At 61.9% G+C, this 23,664-nt stretch carries 19 protein-coding genes and 4 tRNA genes; 10 read left to right on the plus strand and 13 right to left on the minus strand.

The window, feature by feature from the left end:
* Positions 1 to 14 precede the first annotated feature (14 nt).
* From C266_RS14870 to gudD, 9 genes are all read left to right on the plus strand, one after another.
* Positions 15 to 1,436, plus strand: coding sequence for an FAD-binding oxidoreductase (locus C266_RS14870; RefSeq protein ID WP_010806073.1), 1,422 nt, complete (start codon positions 15 to 17; stop codon positions 1,434 to 1,436).
* Positions 1,437 to 2,067: 631 nt separating this feature from the next.
* Entirely contained in the window at positions 2,068 to 2,448 is a 381-nt protein-coding gene (locus C266_RS14875) for a hypothetical protein (RefSeq protein WP_010806074.1), read from the plus strand.
* A 201-nt stretch (positions 2,449 to 2,649) separates the two neighbouring features.
* On the plus strand, positions 2,650 to 3,171 hold the full coding sequence (locus tag C266_RS14880) for a MerR family transcriptional regulator (RefSeq protein ID WP_010806075.1): 522 nt from the start codon (positions 2,650 to 2,652) through the stop codon (positions 3,169 to 3,171).
* A 39-nt stretch (positions 3,172 to 3,210) separates the two neighbouring features.
* Positions 3,211 to 4,788, plus strand: coding sequence for an MFS transporter (locus tag C266_RS14885; protein ID WP_010806076.1), 1,578 nt, complete (start codon positions 3,211 to 3,213; stop codon positions 4,786 to 4,788).
* Between the two features lie 75 nt (positions 4,789 to 4,863).
* On the plus strand, positions 4,864 to 5,715 hold the full coding sequence (locus C266_RS14890; RefSeq protein WP_051126344.1) for a zinc-dependent peptidase: 852 nt from the start codon (positions 4,864 to 4,866) through the stop codon (positions 5,713 to 5,715).
* Between the two features lie 185 nt (positions 5,716 to 5,900).
* Positions 5,901 to 6,167 (plus strand): type B 50S ribosomal protein L31, encoded by a 267-nt coding sequence (locus C266_RS14895; RefSeq protein ID WP_010806078.1) that lies wholly within the window; start codon positions 5,901 to 5,903, stop codon positions 6,165 to 6,167.
* A gap of 307 nt (positions 6,168 to 6,474) precedes the next feature.
* The gene (locus C266_RS14900; RefSeq protein ID WP_010806079.1) at positions 6,475 to 8,205 is read left to right on the plus strand and encodes a glycosyltransferase family 39 protein; all 1,731 of its coding nucleotides are present in this window, start codon (positions 6,475 to 6,477) and stop codon (positions 8,203 to 8,205) included.
* A 12-nt stretch (positions 8,206 to 8,217) separates the two neighbouring features.
* Positions 8,218 to 9,570 (plus strand): MATE family efflux transporter, encoded by a 1,353-nt coding sequence (locus C266_RS14905; RefSeq protein WP_010806080.1) that lies wholly within the window; start codon positions 8,218 to 8,220, stop codon positions 9,568 to 9,570.
* A gap of 233 nt (positions 9,571 to 9,803) precedes the next feature.
* Positions 9,804 to 11,132 carry a glucarate dehydratase gene (gene gudD / locus C266_RS14910; RefSeq protein ID WP_010806081.1) on the plus strand — a complete coding sequence of 443 codons (1,329 nt, stop codon included), beginning with the start codon at positions 9,804 to 9,806 and terminating at the stop codon, positions 11,130 to 11,132.
* A 240-nt stretch (positions 11,133 to 11,372) separates the two neighbouring features.
* Here the strand turns inward: gudD and C266_RS14915 are convergent.
* The 7 genes from C266_RS14915 to C266_RS14945 all read right to left on the minus strand — a co-directional run bounded on the left by C266_RS14915 (position 11,373) and on the right by C266_RS14945 (position 16,523).
* A tRNA-Asp gene (locus tag C266_RS14915) sits at positions 11,373 to 11,449 on the minus strand.
* A 99-nt stretch (positions 11,450 to 11,548) separates the two neighbouring features.
* A tRNA-Asp gene (locus C266_RS14920) sits at positions 11,549 to 11,625 on the minus strand.
* 98 nt (positions 11,626 to 11,723) lie between these two features.
* A tRNA-Glu gene (locus C266_RS14925) sits at positions 11,724 to 11,799 on the minus strand.
* A gap of 164 nt (positions 11,800 to 11,963) precedes the next feature.
* Positions 11,964 to 12,039 (minus strand) — tRNA-Ala (locus C266_RS14930).
* Positions 12,040 to 12,224: 185 nt separating this feature from the next.
* The gene (gene pnp, locus C266_RS14935) at positions 12,225 to 14,381 is read right to left on the minus strand and encodes a polyribonucleotide nucleotidyltransferase (protein WP_036663129.1); all 2,157 of its coding nucleotides are present in this window, start codon (positions 14,379 to 14,381) and stop codon (positions 12,225 to 12,227) included.
* A gap of 303 nt (positions 14,382 to 14,684) precedes the next feature.
* Positions 14,685 to 14,954: a 30S ribosomal protein S15 gene (rpsO, locus tag C266_RS14940; RefSeq protein ID WP_010806083.1), complete on the minus strand. Its 270-nt coding sequence runs from the start codon at positions 14,952 to 14,954 to the stop codon at positions 14,685 to 14,687.
* A gap of 294 nt (positions 14,955 to 15,248) precedes the next feature.
* A complete protein-coding gene (locus tag C266_RS14945) occupies positions 15,249 to 16,523 on the minus strand; it encodes a branched-chain amino acid ABC transporter substrate-binding protein (RefSeq protein WP_051126346.1) in 1,275 nt (424 codons plus the stop codon).
* A gap of 221 nt (positions 16,524 to 16,744) precedes the next feature.
* On the opposite strand from C266_RS14945, the gene C266_RS14950 reads away from it, so the two are divergent.
* Positions 16,745 to 17,248, plus strand: coding sequence for a hypothetical protein (locus C266_RS14950; protein ID WP_036663201.1), 504 nt, complete (start codon positions 16,745 to 16,747; stop codon positions 17,246 to 17,248).
* A 107-nt stretch (positions 17,249 to 17,355) separates the two neighbouring features.
* On the opposite strand, the gene C266_RS14955 is transcribed toward C266_RS14950, so the two are convergent.
* From C266_RS14955 to ilvN, 6 genes are all read right to left on the minus strand, one after another.
* A complete protein-coding gene (locus C266_RS14955; RefSeq protein WP_010806086.1) occupies positions 17,356 to 18,900 on the minus strand; it encodes a 2-isopropylmalate synthase in 1,545 nt (514 codons plus the stop codon).
* A gap of 423 nt (positions 18,901 to 19,323) precedes the next feature.
* Positions 19,324 to 19,809, minus strand: coding sequence for a peptidoglycan-binding protein LysM (lysM, locus tag C266_RS14960; RefSeq protein ID WP_010806087.1), 486 nt, complete (start codon positions 19,807 to 19,809; stop codon positions 19,324 to 19,326).
* A gap of 192 nt (positions 19,810 to 20,001) precedes the next feature.
* Positions 20,002 to 20,880 carry a phosphatidylcholine/phosphatidylserine synthase gene (locus C266_RS14965; protein ID WP_010806088.1) on the minus strand — a complete coding sequence of 293 codons (879 nt, stop codon included), beginning with the start codon at positions 20,878 to 20,880 and terminating at the stop codon, positions 20,002 to 20,004.
* Positions 20,881 to 21,037: 157 nt separating this feature from the next.
* Complete coding sequence (locus C266_RS14970; protein WP_010806089.1) at positions 21,038 to 21,673, minus strand: phosphatidylserine decarboxylase; 636 nt, start codon at positions 21,671 to 21,673, stop codon at positions 21,038 to 21,040.
* 389 nt (positions 21,674 to 22,062) lie between these two features.
* Positions 22,063 to 23,079: a ketol-acid reductoisomerase gene (ilvC, locus tag C266_RS14975; RefSeq protein WP_010806090.1), complete on the minus strand. Its 1,017-nt coding sequence runs from the start codon at positions 23,077 to 23,079 to the stop codon at positions 22,063 to 22,065.
* Between the two features lie 78 nt (positions 23,080 to 23,157).
* Positions 23,158 to 23,649, minus strand: a complete 492-nt coding sequence (gene ilvN, locus C266_RS14980; RefSeq protein WP_010806091.1) for an acetolactate synthase small subunit — start codon at positions 23,647 to 23,649, stop codon at positions 23,158 to 23,160.
* Positions 23,650 to 23,664 lie beyond the last annotated feature (15 nt).

Consider the following 23,664-nt stretch of genomic DNA (forward strand, 5'->3'; position numbering starts at 1 on the left):
GAAGCCCCTCAGCCATGATTAACGCCCCCTTCCTCACCGCATGCCGCGACCTGCTGGGCCGCGACCACGTTCTGCTCGAGAGCGCCGACACCGACGCCTACCTCGTCGATCAACGCAAACGCTATACAGGGCATGCACTGGCTGTGCTGCGCCCTGCCGATGCCGCGCAGGTCGCCGCACTCGTGCGTCTGTGCGTCGCGCACGGCGTGCCGATGGTGCCGCAAGGCGGCAATACAGGCCTCGCCGGCGGCGCGACCCCCGACGCGAGCGGGCGCCAGGTGGTCATCAGTCTGCGCCGTCTCGACCGCATCCGGCAGGTGGACGCCGATAACATGACTTTGACCGCCGAAGCGGGCTGCCTCCTCGCCAACGTGCAGGCGGCAGCAGCGGCGGCGCAGCGGCTTTTCCCGTTGAGCCTCGCGGCAGAAGGAAGTTGCACTATCGGCGGCAATCTTGCGACGAATGCGGGCGGCACCGCCGTCTTGCGCTACGGCAACGCACGCGAACTGTGCCTCGGCCTGGAAGTGGTTACACCACAAGGTGAGCTTTGGGACGGTCTTCGCGGGCTGCGGAAAGACAACACCGGATACGACCTTCGCGACCTGTTCATCGGCGCGGAGGGCACACTCGGGCTGATTACGGCGGCAACGCTCAAGCTCTTCGCGCAACCCGCCGCTCGTATGACGGCGCTCGCCGCGCTGGACAGCCCGGCGCAGGCCCTGGCGCTGCTCAATCTGGCGCAACGCATGGCAGGCCCATTGCTCACGGGCTTCGAGTTGATGTCGGACTTTTGCCTCCGGCTCGTGGCCCAGGTCTTCCCGCAGCAACGCTACCCGTTCACGCATCGCTATACACAAGCCGTGCTGCTCGAACTCTCCGACAACGAGAGCGAGGCCCATGCCCGCGATTTGCTCGAGCGCTTGCTCAGCGCCGCCGTCGACCAGGGCATCGTTCGAGACGCCATCGTCGCGAACAGCCTCGCTCAATCGAACGCGCTCTGGCACCTGAGAGAGAGCATTCCGCTCGCCCAGTCGGCGACCGGGCTCAACATCAAGCACGACATCGCTGTGCCGGTGTCTCAGGTGCCCGCATTTCTCGACGCCACCGATCCACTCGTTCAACGCCTTGCACCCGGCGCGCGCATGGTCACCTTCGGCCATCTGGGCGACGGAAATCTGCATTACAACGTGATGGCGCCCGAAGACATCGATCCCGCTGCGTTCCTTGGTCAATACCAGTCGGCCGTGACTGCAGCAGTTCACGACAGCGTGCATGCCCATCACGGCAGCATCAGCGCAGAGCATGGCCTCGGACAACTCAAGCGCGACGCCTCGGCAAAGTACAAGTCCCCCATCGAACTGGCATTGATGCGTACGCTCAAAACCGCCTTCGACCCGCTCGGACTGATGAATCCGGGCAAGGTGCTGCCCGACTGAATACCGTCGGTTGCCGTCCTCGCTCGCTGGCGCGAGGCGACAATTACCGAAAAATCACAAAAAAATATCAAAATCGGAAGAAATATCGTCAATTTCGCGACAAAACACCGCGAAATCCCGTCATTTTCTTTACAGATGCGCCTCAAATCACTAAACTGTCATCTTTCCAATTACGACGGAGTTTTCCGTGGGCAGTTGCTCTAGTAGCACGCAAGCGTCGGCAATGTCCGGCGAGGCGTTAGCCCGGTAACCCGCAGTCGTCACCGACTGCCGCTGCCGGTCTTTATGCCGCAGCGGTAGTGCATTGATCGCATCGATTCCCGATGGCCTCGCAGCCATCGGCGACCTCACGAGACGATCTCGTTTTCCGCACCCCTGACCGCAGTTCAGCGATGGATGGATGTGTTCGCACATCCTGAACATGGCACGTTTGGCACATCTGTTTGGCTCAGCGTCGATTCACCGGCAGCCAACAGCGTGCAAAGCCTGCCGACGCTTGCGTCGAATTCATGCATGGTCGTGCGCGCCGCGCGCTTCGTGCGTCCTGACGGACCGCGAGGTCTGCGCGCATTGCAATGCATCGCCAAGCCCCGGCATCCACCGTCTCAGGCCCTTGATTCAGGAGGACACCATGACGCTGCACATGCTTATCCCTACACTGTTCGATCGCGCCCGTGCCCGGCTAACGCCCGCCTCGAGCGCATCGAACGCCCTCGTCACGAAGGCTAACGGACTCGCGTCGCCGCAATACCGGCTTGTCGTGCTCACGCTCGCGTCGAAGGCAGACACCGTCGACGCCAAGGTGCGCCACGCCCTTCGCGCCCAGAAAATCACACCGGAGACGACGTCCCGCCTCGAACGCTCGGGAGGCTATCTGTTGGAACTCGACTATGTGCTGCGTTGCGAGCGCAGCCGCCGCGCGGCGCTCGTTCACCTTGTCTCGACGCTTGGCGATACGCCGGGCGTGCGCGCCATTCGCTGGGAGACTGCGCCGAATATGGCGACACGCTAACGCTCCGCAGTTCTGTCGCTCAAACCGAACCGCTACAGATTTCGGCCCGGCCGGCAAAGACGTTCACGCGTCAGCGCCGGCCGGGCCGATGCATTTCCGTCCCCCGCAACAAGCGGCTTTGTGGCGACGCTGACTCACACCTATACGTTCACGTACAGGTTGTGCTAGCATTCCGTTCATCTTCCGATCGGAGGCAAGCCCATGCCCACAGATCTCGCGCCCCAGTCATCGACGGAAACACCGTCTGACGACACGCATCTGCTGACCGTCGGTCAGGCCGCCGCCGCGCTTGGCGTGACGGCGCGCACGCTGAAATATTACGAGGAACTCAATCTCGTTGTGCCGGCACGCAGCGGCGGACGCTACCGCATGTACACCCAGGCGGATCTCGCAACGTTCGGGCGAATTCTGCGCATGCGCTCGCTCGGCTTCTCGATCGCCGCGATCACTGAGATGCTCAAGCGCCCGATGCGTCTGGTCGAATCGGGCAAATCGCGCATGAACGAGGAAGATCTGCAAGTCGTTCGTGACGCCCTTCACTCGCAGCTCGGCACGTTACGCGAACGCACGGCGCAAGTGCGCCGCGAATTGCGCGAAGCGGAAAAGCTCGAAGCACAGATCGCGCACGACCTGCAATACATCGAGCAGCGCCTTAGCGGCGTGTCTGCGGACGAACTGCTGGCGGAGCGCGCCGCGCGAATCCGCAAGCATTCGTCTACCTGACACCTCGCCCGCCGACGCACATCGCCCCCGTCGCTCGTCATGACATCTGCCGCCCCGCCGACCGGTTCCGCTGCCTCGCCGCCATCCAACCCGCTGCGGCCGATGCGCATCGAGGCCTACCGTTACGCCCTCGGCCTGATCCCGGGGCTGGAGTTCTTCGAGAACGCGCTGCTGGTGTATTTTGCCGTCTACGTTGCGGGCGGCGTCGACGCCTCGCCCAAAGAATTCGTGTGGATGACGACCGCCTACGGCATTGCATCGGTCCTCGCCATCCTCAAACAGCAGTGGTTCGTCGAGCGCATCGGCTATCGCCGGTATCTGACGGCGTCGTTGCTGCTCTATGCTTGCGGCGCCATCCTCGCGGGAACGAGCGAAAGCGTGACGCAGCTCGTGATCGCCCGGGCGTGTCAGGGCTTTTGCGCGGGAAGCTGGATGAGTTCCTGCCGCATTCTCGCGCAAGTGAGCATGCCGGCGGAACACCGCGGCAAGACTGTGCAAACGTTCGCCCTGCTGCTGTTCACCGGCTCGGCCGCCGCGCCGCTCGTCGGCGGACTGCTCGTCTCCGATTACACCTGGCGCACGCTGTTCCTGTGCACCGCACCGCCCGCCGTGCTGCTCGCGGGGCTTACGTGGCTCTCCGTACCCGACGTGGGCCGCCTGCGCGATCGCGTCACTGGCGGCAATTACCCGTTTGCACCGTTCATGGCCTTCGCACTCGCCATGGGTGCATTTCAGGTCGTGCTCCAGGAGATGCGCTACTCGCAGTGGCTGCAAACACCTTGGCTGCCACTGTTGACGGTCGCAGGCGTGGGCGCCCTCGTGTGGTTCGGCTATCACCAGTGGCAACATCCGGAACCGCTCATCCGCCTGCAATCGTTGCGCCGGCGTGAGTTTCAGGTCGGACTGGTGTTGTACGTGGCCTACTACTATCTGGCAAACACGCAAAGCTATCTGATGCCGCACATGCTCGAGCAAGGGCTCGGCTTCACGGTCGAGCGCACCGGCCAATTGCTCGGTGACTCCGCGCTGCTCACCGTATTTCTGCTGCTGGTGTACTTCCGCGTCGCCAAATTCATCACGCACAAGAAGTTGTTGATCGTGAGTGGTTTCGCGATGACGATCGCCACCAACCTGTGGCTCGGCGCCATGCCGCCCGATGCCGGTCAGTCACAACTCTATGGCGTGCTCGCGCTCAAGGCCGTGTTTGGCATCTTCACCGTGCTGCCGGTGGCCAACCTGACCTTTCGCACCTTCGATCACGAGAGCTTCGCGCACGGCTACCGGTTGAAGAACATTCTGCGTCAGCTTTCCGGCTCGTTCGCCGTGTCGACCATCGTGGCGTTCGACCAGCATCGGGAAGCGCTGCATCGCACTCGCCTGACGGAAATGGCCAATCCGTTCAATCCGGTCTTCACTCAGACGCTCGACTCGCTTGCCAATGCGCTCACCCACGCCGGCGTGGCCGCCTCGCAGGCACATGGGGCCGCACTCGCCCAGATTGCCCAAATGATTCAGCGACAAGCGTCGTTCCTGTCGTTTATCGACGACTTTCACTTCGTCGCCATCGTTGCGCTGTGCGGTGCAATTTTTGCGGCAATTCAAAAGCAGCTAAATTAGAATCGATGCGCCATTGATGCACGAATGCACCGCGCGATCCGTCGCTGCGGCGTCAAATTTCCGGCCACTTTCGTCATGCTCAAGACCCTGCTTGCCCGCCTCCGGCGTTCTCCCGCGCGCACGGCCATCGACGACGCCCTCTGGCTCGAGGTCGTGAATGCACTACCGTTCCTCGCGCGTCGCAGCCCGGCCGAACTAGGCAAGCTCCGCGAACTCGCAACCGACTTTCTGGCCAGCAAGCACTTTTCGACTGCGCATGATCTGCCGCTGACCGAAGCGATGTGCGTATCGGTTGCGGCGCAAGCGTGCCTGCCGATTCTCAATCTCCCGAGTGCGTTGTATCGCGGGTGGACCGGCATCGTGCTGTATCCGGGCGAATTCCTCATTCGCAAGACCGTGCAGGACGAAGCGGGGGTCGTGCACGACGTCGAACAGGAAGCGAGCGGCGAAGCATGGGAGGGCGGCCCCGTGGTCCTGTCGTGGCAAGATGTTCAGGCGCGCGACGTGCTGGCGTACAACGTCGTGATCCATGAGTTCGTTCACAAAATCGATATGGAAGCCGGCGATGCGGACGGCGTGCCGCCGATGCTGCGGCGCCTGCATGGCGACCTGACACCGGAAGTCTGGTGCAATGTCTTCGACCCTGCCTATGAGGAGTTCTGTCACCATGTGGCCAACGTTCCCGACGATCGCTGGGACGCCTTCGCCTCGACCTCGCTTCTCGACCCGTATGCCACCGAGCACGAATCGGAATTCTTCGCTGTTTGCGCCGAGGCGTTCTTCGTCGCCCCGGAGGCTTTCCGCGACGAATATCCGGCCCTGTATACGCTGTTTTCGCGTTATTTCCTGCAAGATCCGGCGGCGGCACCCGGCAGCGGCGGCGAAGCCATTGCCGGCATGTCGCCCGCGCCAGCCGCAACCCCATGAAAACTTTGCGAAAGTCACTGTTTTCATGGCATAATGCGCGTTTTACTCACCCGGAAAGTGGTTGACGCCTTCCCAGTCGCATGACAGTGACGGCGTTAGCGGGCCAACGGGACGCCTCCTGGGGCAATCAACCCAGGCAACGTCCTCCCGCGCAGACTGGCTACCGACTTAACCCAAGGTACATCATGAAAGAAGGCATCCACCCGGATTACCGCGAAGTCCTGTTCCGCGACATGACGCCCGGCGTCGACTTCGAATTCATCACCCGCTCGACGATCCACACCAAGGAAACCGCCGAGAAGGATGGCAAGACCTACCCGCTCGTGAAGATCGAAACGTCGTCGGCTTCGCACAACTTCTACACCGGCGAACAGCGCATCATGGACACGGCCGGCCGTGTCGACAAGTTCCGCCAGAAGTTCGGCAACCGCGCCGGCGGCAAGATCGCCTGAGTTTCATCGGCGACGCGCCAGACGACGCGATGCGGGGCCCGGCAAGCACTGGCGGGCCAGCACATCAGGGGCAACACCCCAGCGTTGTGAAAAGCATCGGAAAGGGGCAGCTCAGGCTGCCCTTTTTTGTTGGGTCTGGCCTGCGCCGCGGCACCGGTTACTGTCATACTGTCGGCTTTTGCGGTGTCCCCGAGTGCTCCTGTAGCGTAACTCCGAGCTTCACCCCAGATTTCATCCCCGAGCCAGTTCCGGCTCGCCCCCTGAGTCTTCCCGATCCGGCCGCTGTGCCGGCTCTGTCGTCCGGCCTATGAAACGAGTTCGCATTACCGCCTCTGCCACCAGTGCGCTACCGCGTTCGCTGCTGATCGCCATTTGTGTCATCTATGTGCTGGCGGGGTTGTTCGGTCGCGACCCGTGGAAGAACGAAGACGCCGCCGGTTTCGGCGTCATGTGGACGATGGCGCACGGTCAGTTGTCCGACTGGTTGCTGCCGAATATCGCCGGGAAACCCATCTACGACAGCGGCCCGCTCGTCTCGTGGCTCGGCGCGCTCGCCATTCGCACTTTCTCATGGCTTGACGCGCCCGATGCCGCGCGCATCGTCACCGGTCTGTGCTTCTACATGACCTGCACGTTCATCTGGTACGGCACCTACCTGCTCGGTCGCCGCCCGGAAGTGCAACCCTTTAAATACGCGTTCGGCGGCGAACCCGAGCCGCGCGACTACGGCCGCACCCTCGCCGACGGCGCACTGCTGATTCTGCTCGCCTGCTTCGGGCTGACTGAGCGCGGGCACGAAACGACGTCGGCAGTGGGTCAGCTCACGCTCATCTCGATGGCCATCTACGGCCTCGTGCGCAGCCTCGACAAGCCGCGCCAGGGCGCCGTGTGGTTCGGTCTCGCGCTGGGTGGCATGGCGCTCGCGTCGTCGCCGCTGATGACGCTCTCGCTCTGGATCGCTGGCGTTGTCACCGCCTTGGTGTGTCGCGCCCTGCCCCTGCGCATGCTGCTACTGGTCTCCACGCCGATAACGCTACTCGTCGCGTGCACGTGGCCGCTCGCCGCACTCAAATTTGCCGACGGCGCCCGCCCCTGGCTCGGCGAGTGGGCGGATATCGGCGTAGACGCGTTCAGTGGCCCGACACTCCACTCGCTTAGCTATATCGCCAAGAACCTCGCGTTGTTCGCCTGGCCCGCATGGCCGCTCGCTGCGTGGTCGCTGCACTCATGGCGCGGTCTGCGACGCGCACCGCACATCGCGATCGCACTGGCCTTCACGATCGCGATTCTCGTGCTGATCGTGCTCCAGGCTCATCAGGGCAACCAGCTCTTCATGCTCGCCCTGCCTCCTCTGTCGATCATCGCCGCGTTCGGCCTGCCCACACTCAAGCGCGGCACGGTCAACGCCATCGACTGGTTCGCCGTGCTGTCGTTCACCGTGCTGGCCGGCTTCGTCTGGATCGTCTGGCTGGCAGGTATCACGGGGTTTCCGGCATCCACGGCGCGCAACCTTCGACGCCTAGTTCCCGGCTTCCAACCCGAATTCAGTTGGATCACGTTGTTTAGCGCTCTGCTCGTGACGGGTGCCTGGGTAGCGCTGGTGGCATGGCGCGTATCGCGTAGCCCGAAAGTACTGTGGCGCAGCGTGGTGCTCTCGTCGGGGGGAACCACGCTCATGTGGGTGCTGCTCATGACGCTGTGGCTGCCCGTCGTGAACTATGGCAGAACGTACCGCGACGTGGCAGCACAAATCGCCGCGCATCTGCCGGCGGATTACACCTGCATTCGCACCGCGCGCGTCGGCGACGCTCAGCTCGCCTCGTTCGCCTACTTCGGCAAGATGCGCTTCGGCTCGGCCAACGACGATTGCGATGTGCTGCTGCGCCAGGACTCCCAGGATTACAGCGAACCGCTGTCGCTCGCGCCGTATGAATGGCGTCAACTCTGGGAGGGCCGCCGCGCGGCCGACCGCGACGAGCGTTTCCGCCTCTACGTTTTGCAAGAGCGTCCGTGGCGCCGCGCCACACGTCCGCGCTAATCACATAGCGCCATGTGGCATGACATCAAGCGCATTGCCGGGCTGGCCTGGCCAGTTCTGATCGGCCAGTTGGCCGTCATCGCCTTCGGGGTGATGGACACGGCCATGGTCGGTCGTGCATCGGCGTTCGATCTCGCATCGCTCGCGCTCGGCGGGTCGATCTACATCACCGTGTATGTCGGCCTGATGGGCATTCTCGTCGCCCTGTCTCCGATTGCCGCGCAACTCTTCGGTGCAGGGGAGCGTGAAGCCATTGGCGAGGAAGTCCGGCAGGCGTTTTGGCTCGCCCTGTTCCTCTCGGCACCGGGCTTTCTGTTGTTGTCGCATCCGCAGTTCATTCTGCAACTCTCCGAAGCGACACCCGAACTCGAAGCCCGCGCGAGCGCCTATCTTCAGATTCTCGCGTTCGGGCTGCCCGCCGCCCTGCTCTTTCGCGTGTATTCCTCGCTGTCCACGGCCGTGGCACAGCCTCGCATCGTCATGATTATTCAGGTGACGGGGCTGGTGCTGAAAGTGCCGCTAAATCTAGTGCTGATATACGGCGTCGAGCGACTCGGCATTCCAGTCCTCGGCAGCACCGGCTGCGCCATCGCCACGACCGCTATCAACTGGGTGTCGTGTGCACTGGGACTCACGCTGATGGCACGTCACGCGAAGCTGCGCGAGTTCGGTATCTTCTCCCGCTTCTGCTGGCCGCACTGGCAGGCCATTCGCGCACTGCTCAAGCTGGGTGTGCCGATGGGGTTGAGCTATCTGATCGAAGTGACGGCGTACTCGTTCATGGCGATCTTCATTGCCCGACTGGGCGACGTAACGCTGGCCGGCCATCAGATCGCCGCAAACCTCGGCGCCCTCATGTACATGCTGCCCATGTCGATTGCCATTGCGACGGCGACACTCACCGCGCAGGCCATCGGTTCGCGCGACTTCCCGCTGGCACGCCTGATCGGACGCCGGGGTGTGGAGTTTGCCGGCACGTTGGGCCTGATACTGGCTGCCCTCATGTGGTTCTGCCGCCCGCTGATTCTCGCTGCCTATACGGCCGATCCGCAGGTCGCGGTGGTTGCCACGCCCTTGCTGGCCATCGTCGCGCTCTACCACGTATTCGACGCCCTGCAAGTGAATGCCGTCTTCGTGCTGCGCGCGTGGAAGGTGGCGGTCATCCCGACTCTCATCTACGCCGTATCGCTCTGGGGCGTTGGCCTGGGGGGTGGATATGTGTTGGGCTTCGACGTCGGCGGTCTTACGCCCGAGTGGCTGTATGGCGCGGCAGGCTTCTGGTTCGCCAACACTGCAAGTATCGCCATCGCCGCTGTAGGCTTGCTTCTCTATCTGCATTGGGTGGTCCGGGTCAAAGTCCAATGACGCCGTAGCCGGCGAATCCATTCGTTGTACGACAACATGGCAATGATTGTCGCGAACGAAAATTCCGGCAGCATTCCGTATTCCGACCGGCCAATTCCAGCCATCATGGCGAAAACGGGTAAACCCGCAAAGGCATTCCGGTCAACTTTCCATAGAATGTTGTCTGACGACATACAACAAGATCGTACGTCGCAACGCTCCATTCCCTTTGGTCTGATCAACGTCTACCCGCCATGAGCCGAACCCCCATCGTCACCGATCTGCGCGTCGTCCCCGTCGCCGGCCGCGACAGCATGCTGCTGAACCTGAGCGGCGCACACGGCCCCTTCTTCACGCGCAACCTGATCCTGCTTCAGGACAGTGCCGGTCACACCGGTGTGGGCGAGGTACCCGGCGGCGAAGCTATCCGCCAAACGCTCGAAGACGCACGTCCCTATGTGGTCGGTCAGTCGGTCGCGAACATTCAGGCGATGCTTGGTCAGACACGTCGCGTCTTCGCCGATCGCGATTCAGGTGGGCGCGGCTTGCAGACGTTCGACCTGCGCACGACGATCCACGCCGTAACGGCGCTCGAAGCAGCGCTGCTCGACCTGCTGGGCCAACACCTTGAGGTGCCGGTGGCCGCACTGCTGGGTGAAGGACAGCAGCGCAGCGAAGTCGCCATGCTGGGCTATCTGTTCTTCATCGGCGATCGATGCGCCACCGACCTCCCCTACGCCGATAATCGCGCCGCGCGCGACGACTGGGAACGCGTGCGAACGGAAGTCGCCATGACGCCCGAGGCAGTCGTACGTCTCGCAGAGGCCGCTCACGCTCGCTATGGCTTCCAGGACTTCAAACTCAAGGGCGGTGTGCTCGATGGCGACGCGGAAATCGAAGCGGTCACCGCGCTCGCCAAGCGCTTCCCGCAGGCACGTGTGACGCTCGATCCGAATGGCGCGTGGTCGCTGGCCGAAGCGGTGCGCCTATGCCGCGACAAGCACGACGTGCTCGCGTACGCCGAAGATCCATGCGGCGCCGAGAATGGCTATTCCGGTCGCGAAGTCATGGCGGAATTCCGTCGCGCAACGGGCTTGCCGACGGCGACCAACATGATTGCAACGGACTGGCGTCAGATGGGCCACGCGATTCAGTTGCAGTCTGTGGACATTCCGTTGGCCGACCCGCACTTCTGGACGATGCAGGGGGCGGTGCGCGTCGCGCAGATGTGTCACGACTGGGGCCTGACATGGGGATCGCACTCGAACAATCACTTTGACGTCTCGCTCGCGATGTTCACACATGTCGCGGCTGCCGCCCCCGGCAAGATCACCGCCATCGACACGCACTGGATCTGGCAAGACGGCCAGCACCTCACGAAGCACCCGCTGCAAATCGTCGGCGGCAACGTTCAAGTGCCGACTGCGCCGGGTCTCGGAGTCACACTCGATATGGATGCAGTGGAAGCCGCCCACGCCCTGTACCTCGAGCACGGCCTTGGTGCGCGCGACGACAGCGTCGCCATGCAGTATCTCGTTCCTGACTGGAAATTCGATCCGAAGCGGCCCTGCCTCGTGCGCTGACCGAATGGCGTCAGGGTGTCGCGGCCTGAAAGTCCACCTCACCCTGTCGTCGACACAAGACAATGCGCCTGAATTGCGGATTTTTTCAAAACAACGCAAAAAACCCGCATGCATTGCGAAGACAACATTACCGGGGAAGATCACACATCGGCGCGCTCCGGAATACCTCGCTGCGAGGCTTCGAAACAGGAGCGTCGAGAGATAAAAAAAGCCCAGGCATCAGCCTGGGCTTTCTTCGTTTGGCGGAGCGGACGGGGCTCGAACCCGCGACCCCCGGCGTGACAGGCCGGTATTCTAACCAACTGAACTACCGCTCCAAACTTGCTACAGCATCGTGATGTCACTCACTTTGCTTTCCTGCTTGTTGTTCGGCATCGCCGCGTTTTCACGCGCAGACTCCCGAACTTCGTAGGTTTTGGCGGAGCGGACGGGGCTCGAACCCGCGACCCCCGGCGTGACAGGCCGGTATTCTAACCAACTGAACTACCGCTCCAAAACCGACAAAAAAACCCGCCTGACTTTCAGCGGGCTTTACGCCACCAACTGCTTGGCATTTTCAAACTGACACCGACTCGCTACCGGCACCAATTCTGGCGTCCCCTAGGGGATTCGAACCCCTGTACTCACCGTGAAAGGGTGATGTCCTAGGCCTCTAGACGAAGGGGACAAAATCGTCAAAACTTTGTCTGTTTCGCTTTACTGCAATTCGCGAAGAACGCTATTCTAAACAACATTTCTTCGCTTGTGAAGCTTTATTTTCAAGTTTTTTGCGGCGTTTTTGCAAGAATCTTGCTCGTCCGACGCAACTTGAAATTCAAGCTTCTGAATCCGTGGTGGAGGTAAGCGGGATCGAACCGCTGACCTCTTGCATGCCATGCAAGCGCTCTCCCAGCTGAGCTATACCCCCCGAACAGCGAAATGAGATTCTAATGACAAACCCATTTCCTGTAAATACCCTTCTCGCATTTTTTCCGCATTATTTTGCAAATCCGTGCGATGAATAAAAAAACGGCGTCTCCAGAGAGCCGCCGTTTTTCCTTTGCTTAGCGGCGTGCACAAGACACGCCGCCGGGCATCGTACCCATACCCGAATTACTGGGCTTCGCCTTCGCGCTTGACCAGCACCGGGCCACCCTGCTTTTCTTCGTCGGTGAGTGCCTTGTGCGACAGGCGCAGACGGCCCTTGTCGTCCTGCTGAATCACCTTCACGCGCACCAACTGACCTTCCTTCAGGTACTCGTTGATGTCCTTGATGCGCTCGTTGGCGATTTCAGAGATGTGCAGCAGACCATCCTTGCCCGGCAGCACCGAAACGATCGCACCGAACTCGAGCAGCTTCAGCACGGTACCGTCGTACACCTGACCGACTTCGACTTCCACCGTAATCAACTCGATGCGACGCTTCGCTTCGGCAATACCTTCAGCGCTCGGGCTGGCGATCGTCACCACGCCGTCGTCCGAAATATCGATGCTCGTGCCGGTTTCTTCCGTGAGCGCGCGGATCACCGAACCACCCTTACCGATCACGTCACGGATCTTTTCCGGGTTGATCTTGATGGTGACCATGCGCGGCGCGAATTCCGACAGCTCCGTACGCACGCCCGACTGGGCTTCCGTCATCTTGGCGAGGATGTGCAAACGGCCTTCCTTGGCTTGTGCCAGGGCGACCTGCATGATTTCCTTCGTGATGCCCTGGATCTTGATGTCCATCTGCAGCGCGGTCACGCCATTCGACGTACCGGCCACCTTGAAGTCCATATCGCCCAGGTGATCTTCGTCGCCGAGAATGTCGGTCAGCACGGCGAACTTGTTGCCGTCGAGGATCAGGCCCATAGCGATACCGGCAACCGGCGAGGTCAGCGGCACACCCGCGTCCATCATGGCGAGACTACCGCCGCACACCGATGCCATCGAGGACGAACCGTTCGACTCGGTGATTTCCGACACGACACGCACGGTGTAGCCGAAATCGTCTGCACCCGGCAGGCACGCCACGAGCGCGCGCTTGGCCAGACGGCCGTGACCGATTTCGCGACGCTTGGGCGAACCCACGCGCCCCGTTTCACCCGTCGAGAACGGCGGGAAGTTGTAGTGAAGCATGAAGCGATCGCGGTACTCGCCTTGCAGCGCGTCGATGATCTGCTCGTCGCTCTTGGTGCCCAACGTGGCCACCACGAGTGCCTGCGTTTCGCCGCGCGTGAACAGCGCCGAACCGTGGGCACGCGGCAGCACGCCGGTGCGAATCGAGATCGGGCGCACCGTGCGCGTGTCGCGGCCGTCGATACGCGGCTCGCCCGCGAGAATCTGGCTACGCACGATCTTGGCTTCCAGATCGAACAACATGTTGCCGACTTCGATGTCGTCCGGAGCCACTTCGCCCTTGGCGGTGGCGGCTTCGCCCAGCTTGGCGATGACGTCGCTGCTCACGGCACGCAGTTGCTGCGTACGCGCTTGCTTTTCACGCGTCTGGTAAGCGGCGCGCAGCGGGCCTTCGGCCAGTTCGGTTACTTGTGCGATCAGTGCGTCGTTCTTGGCCGCCGGGGCCCAATCCCACTCGGCCTTGCCGCCGTCACGCACGAGGTCGTGAATGGCGTTGATGGCCGTTTGCATTTGCTCGTGACCGAACACCACAGCGCCCAGCATCACGTCTTCCGGCAGTTCCTGCGCTTCCGACTCGACCATCAGCACGGCTTGTTCCGTACCGGCGACAACCAGGTCGAGCTTCGACTTGGCGATCTGCTCGCGCGACGGGTTGAGCACATACTGGCTGTCGACGTAGGCAACGCGTGCAGCACCGACCGGGCCGTTGAACGGCAGACCCGAGATGGCCAGCGCGGCCGAAGCACCAATCAGGGCCGGAATATCGGCCGGCACTTCCGGGTTCAGCGAGACAACCTGCACCACGACCTGGACTTCGTTGTAGAAGCCTTCCGGGAAGAGCGGGCGAATCGGACGGTCGATCAGGCGTGACGTCAGCGTTTCGTTCTCCGACGGACGGCCTTCACGCTTGAAGAAGCCACCCGGGATCTTGCCGGCGGCGTAAGTCTTTTCCAGATAGTCGACGGTCAGCGGGAAGAAATCCTGACCTGCCTTGGCCTTCTTGGCACCAACAACCGTGGCGAGCACGACGGTATCGTCCATATCGACGAGCACAGCGCCGGATGCCTGACGGGCAATCTCACCGGTCTCCATGCGAACCGTGTTTTGTCCCCATTGGAAAGACTTCACGACTTTATTGAACATTTGCACTCCTATATCGAATCGCGCGAATGCAGCAGCGGCGCGATATCGCTGCCGGGGTGATCCCGACGCCTTACAGGGGGGAGTGTTATGCCATTCCAGCGTTGCTCGGCGCGTTGCCGTGCGTGTCAGAGGCGACCCTGGAATGACACAAGCCCTGCTTGCCGACGAGGCCCCGTAAACCGAGCACCCGGCGCAACTGCCGGGTTGACGGCCTGAAAGACGTCCTCATGACATCCGTCAGGCAGTGCCCAAAAACAAAATGCCTGCATCAGCACGCTGATACAGGCATCTCGTCGTAATCGTAATCGCTTACTTACGCAGGCCCAGCTTCTCGATCAGGGCGCGGTAGCGGTCCGCATCCTTGCCCTTCAGGTAATCGAGCAGCTTGCGGCGGCGGCTCACCATGCGCAGCAGACCGCGGCGGCTGTGGTGATCCTTCATGTGTGCCTTGAAGTGCGGCGTCAGTTCGTTGATGCGCGTGGTCAGCAGCGCAACTTGCACTTCGGGCGATCCGGTGTCGTTGGCGGCCCGGGCGAATTGCGCCACGACGTCCGACTTCTTGGTGGTTTCAACAGTCATTTCATTTCCTTTGGAGACATGCGGTCACGGAAGAAAGGCCGTGCCGTGAACTTACAAAAACATGCGCGGCATTGCCACGCATAAACAAAACTGCAAGTGCGCGATTATACGGGAGTTGGTATCCAGACGCCACATTTTTCCACGTCTCGCCGCTTCGGACGGGCCTGACCGCCGGATTCGGGCGTCGAAAACCGGGACATTCCCTGAATAATCGCAAAAATCCTGGCCGATTATCCTAAAAATTGCGACAAATCAACGTAAGCGCCCTCCAACACCTTCCTCCTCGCTGCCGTATCAGCGCTGGCGAGCCATCCGGCAGGTACTGGGCAGCGACACCTTGCTCGCGGGCAACTCCATTACCGTCTTGAACCCGAAGCCCGAACCTTCGTTGTCGAACTTCACACCCGGCTCTCCCGCACGGCGCATGACGGAGACATACAGCGGTTCGATCATCTGGTGATCGTTCGGGCGCATCCAGGCGTCCGCCGGCGCCTCGCGAACCCGGCGATTCTCGAGCGCACGCGCCACCATCGTCACATCGGTCGTTCCCGCTTGCTCCAGTGCAGCGGCAATCATGTCGATCATCACGCTCATGCGCAGTAGCGCATAGTCGTCGCGCGCCTCGGGATAGCGCGCGCGAAATGCCTTGTAGAACGCGTCCGACGCCTCGCCACCCACGTTCGGATGCCATTCGGCCACGGCATACACCCGCCCCACGCCCGCCTCGCCCAACGCCGCCGGCGCGCCAAGCGCATTGCCGTAGAACGTATAGAATTTGAGTTCCATCCCCTGCTCGCGCGCGGCCTTGACGAGCAGCGTCAGATCGTTGCCCCAGCTCCCCGTCACGACCGTGTCGGCGCCTGCGGCGCGAATTCGCGCGAGATAGGGCGTGAAATCCTTCACGCGCCCAACCGGGCTGAACTGCTCGCCCACAATCTGCACGTCCGGACGTTTCGCGCCGATCATCTGACGGGAAAGCCCGGCGACCTGCCGGCCAAAGCTGTAATCCTGATTCAGCAGATAGACCTTCTGAATGCTCGCGTCGTCTTTGATCGCTTCGGTCAGGGCCTGCATGCGCATGGCGGCATTGGCGTCGAACGCGAAATGCCAGAAGCTGCACTGCTCGTTGGTGAGTGCCGTATCGACGGCCGAGTAATTGAAGAACAGCATGCGCTGTCCCGGCTCGCGGGCGTTTCGCTTGTTGACCGCGTCGATCAACGCCGATGCGACCGCCGAACTATTGCCCTGCAAGACGAACGGAATACCAAGATCGCCTGCGGCCTTGAGCTGCACCAGGCTCTCTTCCACGGCCCCCTTGCTGTCGAACACCGTCAACTCCAGCGGATGCGCGCCATCGCGCAACTTCACCCCGCCACGTGCGTTCACGCGATCGATCGCAAAGCGCAGATTGCGCTCGACCATGGCGCCAGCGTTGCCGAAAGGCCCGCTCATCCCTTCGATGAGCGCGAGGCGGATCGGCGGCGCCGCGTGCACAAGACTGGCCGCTGCCAACAGGCCGACGGCGCACAAAACCGCGCACGAGCGCACCAGCAAGACTTGAACTTTCATCGAGGCCCCATTGACTGTCTCGGCGCGAATCATAACGTCCCGCCCCCCCATGCGGCAAGCCGAGACGCCCCACGATGCGGCGCACAGCGGTATGCTATCGGCATGCCGCCCTGCGGCCTTTTTCCACTGACGCGAGGCCACCCATGAAGCATTTGCCCCAGGCACGCGCGCGCATCGCACGCCCGAAATCATCCGCCGTCCTCTCAGGCGCCCTGCGCCCCATCGCCGCCCTGCGCTGGCTCGCGGCTGGCGCACTCACCCTGTCGCTGACCGCCTGTTTCACGCCCCCGTGGCAGCAACTACCACCGAGCGCGTCGCAGGCCGAAGTCCAGGCCCAACTGGGCAAGCCCAGGGAGGTCTACCCGCTCGCCCCTGGCGTCACCCGCTGGCTCTACCCCACCAAGCCGTTCGGCGAAGAGACCATCGCTGCGGACTTCGATGCGCAGGGCCGTCTACTGGGCACCACGCAAGTGCTCTCGACGCAGGAATTCAATAAGGTCGAAATCGACAAGTGGACGAAGACCGACATCCTGCATCACTTCGGCGAGCCGGTCGAGACGTCGTACTTTCCGCTCATGAAACGCGAAGTCTGGTCGTATCGCTTCAAGCAGGACGATGTCTGGTTCTCTCTGATGAACTTCTATTTCGACGCCGAGGGCATTGTCAAAACCACGCAGATCAGCCCCGACCCGCTGCACGAGAAGCGCGACAACAACTTGTTCTGATCGCACATCAGGCGCTGCGCAAAACAAAACGCCCGCATGCCGGACTTCCGGATGCGGGCGTTTTGTCAAATAGCTCGGCCATCAACGCGATAGCCGCAACCCATCCCTCACGGCGTGAGCTGCGGGTTGAGCTTCTCGGCCTTCGAGTACAGTTTGTTGAGCGCCGACAGATACGCCTTGGCCGACGCCGCCACGATATCCGGGTCCGTGCCGACGCCGTTCACGATCCGACCCGCCTTCGACAGGCGTACCGTCACCTCGCCTTGCGATTGGGTGCCGGTCGTAATGGCGTTGACCGAGTACAGCAGTTGTTCGGCACCGCTTTGCACCTGCGACTCGATGGCGTTGAGCACGGCATCGACCGGGCCGTTGCCGTCGGCCTCGCCGACCAACTCCTTGCCCTGCGCGGTGAAGACCACGCGGGCGCTCGGGCGTTCACCCGTCTCGGAGTGCTGTGCCATCGACACAAGATAGAAATGCTCGCCACGCTCGGCCTGCGCTTCGTTCGAGACGATGGCCAGAATGTCTTCATCGAAGATTTCGGACTTCTGGTCGGCCAATTCCTTGAAGCGCGTGAACGCGGCGTTCACATCCTGCTCCGACTCCATCTCGATGCCCAGCTCCTGCAAACGCTGCTTGAACGCGTTGCGGCCAGAGAGCTTGCCGAGCACGATCTTGTTCGCGGTCCAGCCCACATCTTCCGCGCGCATGATCTCGTAGGTGTCGCGCGCCTTGAGCACGCCGTCCTGGTGGATGCCCGAGGCGTGAGCAAATGCGTTCGCCCCCACCACCGCCTTGTTCGGCTGCACATTGAAGCCGGTAATCTGCGAGACGAGTTTCGAGGCCGGCACAATCTGCGTCGTATCGATGCCGAGTTCCAGACCGAAGTAATCCTTACGTGTCTTGAGCGCCATCACCACTTCTTCGAGCGACGTATTGCCGGCGCGCTCGCCAAGACCGTTGATCGTGCACTCGATCTGACGCGCACCGCCCAACTTCACCCCCGCCAGCGAATTGGCCACGGCCATGCCGAGGTCGTTGTGGCAGTGGACCGACCAGACAGCCTTGTCCGAATTCGGCACGCGCTCGCGCAGCGTGCGCACGAGTTGCCCGTAGAGCTCCGGCACGCCATAGCCGACGGTATCGGCCACGTTGATGGTCGTCGCGCCTTCATTGATGACGGCTTCGAGCACGCGGCACAGGAAATCCAGATCCGAGCGGCTTCCGTCTTCCGGCGAGAATTCGATGTTGTCCGTGAACTGACGGGCGTAGCGCACCGCGAGCTTCGCCTGTTCGAACACCTGATCGGGGCTCATGCGCAGCTTCTTCTCCATGTGAAGCGGCGACGTGGCGATGAACGTGTGAATACGCGACGAATTCGCGCCCTTGAGCGCTTCGGCGGCACGGGCAATATCACGATCGTTCGCACGGGCGAGCGAGCACACCGTGCTGTCCTTGACGATGCCGGCGATGGCCTGAATGGCTTCGAAGTCACCGTTCGAGCTGGCGGCGAAGCCCGCTTCGATGACATCCACGCGCAGACGCTCCAGTTGTCGGGCGATGCGAATCTTCTCATCGCGCGTCATCGACGCGCCCGGCGACTGTTCACCGTCGCGCAAGGTGGTATCGAAAATGATCAGCTTATCGGCCATGACTTTCTCCTGTGGGGATCTTGTAGGGGTTCAGTTTGTTCTTGATGTCTTTGGGGGGCGTATCCGCATGCCGAAGAACGCCCTTGCGCCAGCGGCATTGCGTCATGGCACAAGCCACAAAGGCAGAGGATCGTCGTACGGGCGGGCAACTACCGGGAGGGAATCAGCGCGCGACGCGCGTGCAGGCATGGCCGCAAACTGCATAGCGGCATAGCGTTGGCGGTGCGAGAGGAAGGCCCGAAGCCGGGATGACGCCTGAAATCATGAGCGCCAATATAGTCGCAATCGGGTGATTTCGCAACGCGCGGCGCGGGCCGTGAGCCGCGTGCAGACGGGCGTGCACAGGCGCAGGCGCTGCACCGGCCGCCCCCATGAAACAGCCCGGCGCGGGGCCGGGCTCGGAATCACGAGACAAGCACCGGATCAGGCCGGCGGAATGCGTAACACCTGCCCCGGATAGATCTTGTCCGGGCTGGAGAGCATTGGCTTGTTGGCCTCGAAGATGGCATTGTACTTATTGGCGTCGCCGTAGACCTTTTTCGAGATGGCCGACAGCGTATCGCCCTTCTCGACGGTGTGGAACGTCGCCTCGGCCGAAGCCGTCGACACCGACATCTTGTCGTCCACCTTCTCGACGCCCTTCACGTTGCCGCAGCACAGCAGTATCTTTTCCTTGGTCGCCTGATCGGCGGCCACGCCGAATACGGTCACCGTGCGCGACGCGCCGTCGAAGGTCACCGTCAGACCGGTGGCGTCCAGATTCTGCGCCTTGATGTAGTTCTCGATGGCGTCGGCAGCCTTACGGTTGGCGTCGTCCGCATCGGGGCCCGGTGCGGGGGCCTCGGCGGCCTGCGCCTTGTTGCCCAACAGCGCTTCGCCTGCTTCTTTCACGAAGTCCAGAATGCCCATGATTTCTCCTTCGTCACGTAGAACAGTGGAAATGGCGCCGGAACCGGCCAAATTTGCCATGATACGTCCGGGCCAAGGGGGGACGTCGAGCCTGCATTCGCAAGACTACAGCATCGCCGTGCACACTCTCCCGGCAACACTGACAGACAGATGTGACAAGGGGCGTACCGAGACGCCCCTGTATCCGCTCACTTATTCGTCGACTTCACCGAAAATGCGCTGCCGGCGGCCCTTGAGGAAGCGGAATCCCCAGAGCACGTAGCCGGAAATGCTATACAGGCAGAACAGCCCGAAGAGCACCAGCGGCGGATCGGACGACACCAGAATGAAGCCAACCATGAAGAGCAGTACCACGCCAAACGACACACGCTGGCGCACGTCGAGCGCCTTGCCGCTGTAGAACGGTGCATTCGACACCATCGACATGCCCGCGTAGATCGTCAGGCCAAATGCCACCCAGGGCATCCAGAAGACGTTCACCGGCAGCTTGTTGTCGATCGTGATCCACACGAAGCCTGCGATGAGCGCCGCCGCAGCCGGGCTCGCCAGCCCCTGGAAGAAGCGCTTGTCGACCACGCCGATATTCGTATTGAAGCGCGCGAGCCGCAGCGCTGCACCCGCCACGTAGACGAACGCCGCGAGCCAGCCCCACTTGCCGATCTCGTGCAGAATCCATTCGTACATCACCAGCGCCGGCGCAACGCCGAACGAGGTCATGTCAGAGAGCGAATCGTATTGCTCACCGAATGCGCTCTGCGTGTTGGTCATGCGCGCCACGCGCCCATCCATGCCATCGAGCACCATGGCGAAGAAGATGGCGATGGCGGCCTGCTCGAAGCGGTCATTCATCGCCTGCACGATCGCGAAGAAGCCGCAGAACAGCGCGGCCGTCGTAAAAGCATTCGGTAGCAGATAGATACCGCGGTTGCGCGGACGCACCGGCAGATCGTCCTCCACACCCGGGTCGTGGTCTTCGTTCATCGATGGCTCTGCGGATGGATTCTTGTGACGGCCGAATGGCGAGAGATGCCTGACGTTGTTGCGCAAGCGGCCGCGATGGTTTTCCGGCATCTATACCTCCTTGACGATGCTGAGACTGCGGGCGAACCCGCGACGGATCACCGCTATTGGAACGTGAGAAGCGAAAGCAGTTGCAGGCCGCGGCTCCGCGACGCACGACCTGAGGTCGCACCGCGGCTCGCGGCCGAAGTTCGAGGTACGGCTCGCCTTACAGCTCGGCGAGAATCGTCGAGGTGGCCGACACCTTGTCGCCGATCGCCACACGCGGGCGCGAGCCCAGCGGCAGGTACACGTCGACACGTGAGCCGAAACGGATGAAACCATAACGCTGACCGCGCGAGAGCGTATCGCCCGGCTTCACGTAGCACAGGATGCGGCGCGCGATGAGCCCGGCGACCTGTACGCTCGTCACGATCTGGCCACCCACGTCAATCACCAGAGCGTTACGTTCGTTCTCGAGCGATGCCTTGTCGAGGTCGGCGTTAAAAAAGCGCCCGGGGAAATATTCCACCTTGGTCACCGTGCCGTCAACCGGGGCGCGATTCGAGTGAACATTGAAGACGTTCATGAACACGCTGATCTTCAGCGCTTCACGACCTGCGTAGGGGTCCTGCGTGGTTTCGATCGCCACGATACGGCCATCGGCCGGCGAGAGCACGGCGCCTGCCTGTTGCGGCACCTGACGCGGCGGATCGCGGAAAAACTGCAGAACAAACAGGGCAATCACCCAGAACGGCGCGGCCCAAAACACGCCGGCCATGAAATGCACGACGAGCGCGACGGCGACGGCGATGCCCAGGAAGGGCCAGCCCTCGCGGGCAATGATCGGGTGAGGATAATTCATGCGATTGAACTCGCGTCCTTGGTAAAACGGTTAAGTAAGCGGGTCGACCTGCTTCGGGCCAAACCGTGGCGTGGCGGCATTGTAGCAATGCGCGCGGCACGGCGACACATTTTCCCCAACCGACACGTTCGCGTCACAAAGGCAAAGCAGGCCACAGTGCCCGGCAATTCCCCCGGCGCGCGGCCGATTCGATTCGGCTCCACCATGAAAAAAGCCGCCCGCCTTGCCGTAGCGACGGCTACGGCAAAACGGACGGCCCAGAGCAACGGCTCACGAAATGACGCGCTTGGCGCATGTGACGCACGCTAGGCGCTCACCCCGCGATACCGCCCGCCGGCGATGCGTACGCCCGGACACGCTTGGGCGTACGCATCATACGGGCATCGTGCTTAGTTCTTCGACTGGTCGACCAGCTTGTTCTTGGCGATCCACGGCATCATCGCGCGCAGCTTGCCGCCGACTTGCTCGATCTGGTGTTCAGCCGTGATACGGCGACGCGAGATCAGGGTCGGGGCGCCAGCTTTGTTTTCCAGGATGAACGACTTGGCATACTCGCCGGTCTGGATGTCGGTCAGGCACTGCTTCATCGCCTTCTTCGTCTCTTCCGTCACGACGCGCGGGCCGGTGACGTACTCACCATACTCGGCGTTGTTCGAGATCGAGTAGTTCATGTTGGCGATGCCGCCTTCGTAGATCAGGTCGACGATCAGCTTGAGTTCGTGCAGGCACTCGAAGTAGGCCATTTCCGGCGCGTAGCCGGCTTCGACCAGCGTTTCGAAACCGGCCTTGATCAGTTCGACGGTACCGCCGCACAGCACGGCCTGTTCGCCGAACAGGTCGGTTTCGGTTTCTTCGCGGAAGTTCGTTTCGATGATACCGGCACGGCCGCCGCCGTTAGCCGCAGCGTACGACAGCGCGATGTCGCGAGCCGCGCCCGACTTGTCTTGTGCCACAGCGATCAGGTGGGGCACGCCGCCGCCTTGCGAGTACGTCGAGCGCACCGTGTGGCCCGGGGCCTTCGGGGCGATCATGATGACGTCGAGGTCGGCACGCGGAATCACGCAGCCGTAGTGCACGTTGAAGCCGTGAGCAAAGGCCAGTGCAGCGCCTTCCTTGATGTTGGCGTGCACTTCGTTCTTGTACACGTCGGCGATCTGCTCGTCCGGCAGCAGCATCATGACGATGTCGGCCGACTTCACGGCTTCCGCCACTTCCTTGGTGTTCAGGCCGGCATTGACAGCCTTGTTCCACGAAGCGCCGTTCTTGCGCAGACCAACCGTCACGTTCACGCCGCTGTCCTTCAGGTTCAGCGCGTGGGCGTGGCCTTGCGAGCCGTAACCGATGATCGTGACTTGCTTACCCTTGATGAGGGAGAGGTCGGCGTCTTTGTCGTAGAAAACTTTCATTTGGAATTGTCCCGTAATACCAAAAAATAACTGAAATCAGAATGGATCGAAATCCGCTTACCGCGTTGCCGCTGCCGATCAGACCTTCAGGATGCGCTCACCGCGCCCGATGCCCGAGCCACCGGTGCGAACCGTCTCGAGAATCGCCGTACGATCGAGCCCTTCGATGAAGGCGTCGAGCTTCGACGAATTCCCGGTGAGTTCGATCGTATAGGTCTTTTCAGTAACGTCAATGATGCGGCCGCGGAAAATATCCGACATCCGCTTCATCTCTTCGCGCTCCTTGCCCACAGCGCGAACCTTGATGAGCATTAGCTCGCGCTCGATGTGCGCCCCTTCGGTCAGATCGACCACCTTCACCACTTCGATGAGCCGGTTCAGGTGCTTGGTGATCTGCTCGATGATGTCGTCGGAGCCTGTCGTGACCACCGTCATGCGCGAGAGCGACCGGTCTTCGGTCGGCGCGACGGTGAGCGTCTCAATATTGTAGCCACGAGCCGAGAAGAGCCCGACCACACGCGACAGCGCGCCCGGCTCGTTCTCAAGCAAAACAGAAATAATGTGCCTCATGGTGTATCCCGGATT

Source organism: Pandoraea sp. SD6-2 (assembly GCF_000389825.1).
Lineage (GTDB): Bacteria > Pseudomonadota > Gammaproteobacteria > Burkholderiales > Burkholderiaceae > Pandoraea > Pandoraea communis.

What these genes read in the sequence shown, in the direction of transcription:
- C266_RS14870 (WP_010806073.1), top strand. Translation starts at nt 15, where the DNA reads ATGATTAACGCCCCCTTCCTCACCGCATGCCGCGACCTGCTGGGCCGC.
- C266_RS14875 (WP_010806074.1), top strand. Translation starts at nt 2,068, where the DNA reads ATGACGCTGCACATGCTTATCCCTACACTGTTCGATCGCGCCCGTGCC.
- C266_RS14880 (WP_010806075.1), top strand. Translation starts at nt 2,650, where the DNA reads ATGCCCACAGATCTCGCGCCCCAGTCATCGACGGAAACACCGTCTGAC.
- C266_RS14885 (WP_010806076.1), top strand. Translation starts at nt 3,211, where the DNA reads ATGACATCTGCCGCCCCGCCGACCGGTTCCGCTGCCTCGCCGCCATCC.
- C266_RS14890 (WP_051126344.1), top strand. Translation starts at nt 4,864, where the DNA reads ATGCTCAAGACCCTGCTTGCCCGCCTCCGGCGTTCTCCCGCGCGCACG.
- C266_RS14895 (WP_010806078.1), top strand. Translation starts at nt 5,901, where the DNA reads ATGAAAGAAGGCATCCACCCGGATTACCGCGAAGTCCTGTTCCGCGAC.
- C266_RS14900 (WP_010806079.1), top strand. Translation starts at nt 6,475, where the DNA reads ATGAAACGAGTTCGCATTACCGCCTCTGCCACCAGTGCGCTACCGCGT.
- C266_RS14905 (WP_010806080.1), top strand. Translation starts at nt 8,218, where the DNA reads ATGTGGCATGACATCAAGCGCATTGCCGGGCTGGCCTGGCCAGTTCTG.
- gudD (WP_010806081.1), top strand. Translation starts at nt 9,804, where the DNA reads ATGAGCCGAACCCCCATCGTCACCGATCTGCGCGTCGTCCCCGTCGCC.
- rpsO (WP_010806083.1), bottom strand. Translation starts at nt 14,954, where the DNA reads ATGACTGTTGAAACCACCAAGAAGTCGGACGTCGTGGCGCAATTCGCC.
- C266_RS14945 (WP_051126346.1), bottom strand. Translation starts at nt 16,523, where the DNA reads ATGAAAGTTCAAGTCTTGCTGGTGCGCTCGTGCGCGGTTTTGTGCGCC.
- C266_RS14955 (WP_010806086.1), bottom strand. Translation starts at nt 18,900, where the DNA reads ATGGCCGATAAGCTGATCATTTTCGATACCACCTTGCGCGACGGTGAA.
- lysM (WP_010806087.1), bottom strand. Translation starts at nt 19,809, where the DNA reads ATGGGCATTCTGGACTTCGTGAAAGAAGCAGGCGAAGCGCTGTTGGGC.
- C266_RS14965 (WP_010806088.1), bottom strand. Translation starts at nt 20,880, where the DNA reads ATGCCGGAAAACCATCGCGGCCGCTTGCGCAACAACGTCAGGCATCTC.
- C266_RS14970 (WP_010806089.1), bottom strand. Translation starts at nt 21,673, where the DNA reads ATGAATTATCCTCACCCGATCATTGCCCGCGAGGGCTGGCCCTTCCTG.
- ilvC (WP_010806090.1), bottom strand. Translation starts at nt 23,079, where the DNA reads ATGAAAGTTTTCTACGACAAAGACGCCGACCTCTCCCTCATCAAGGGT.
- ilvN (WP_010806091.1), bottom strand. Translation starts at nt 23,649, where the DNA reads ATGAGGCACATTATTTCTGTTTTGCTTGAGAACGAGCCGGGCGCGCTG.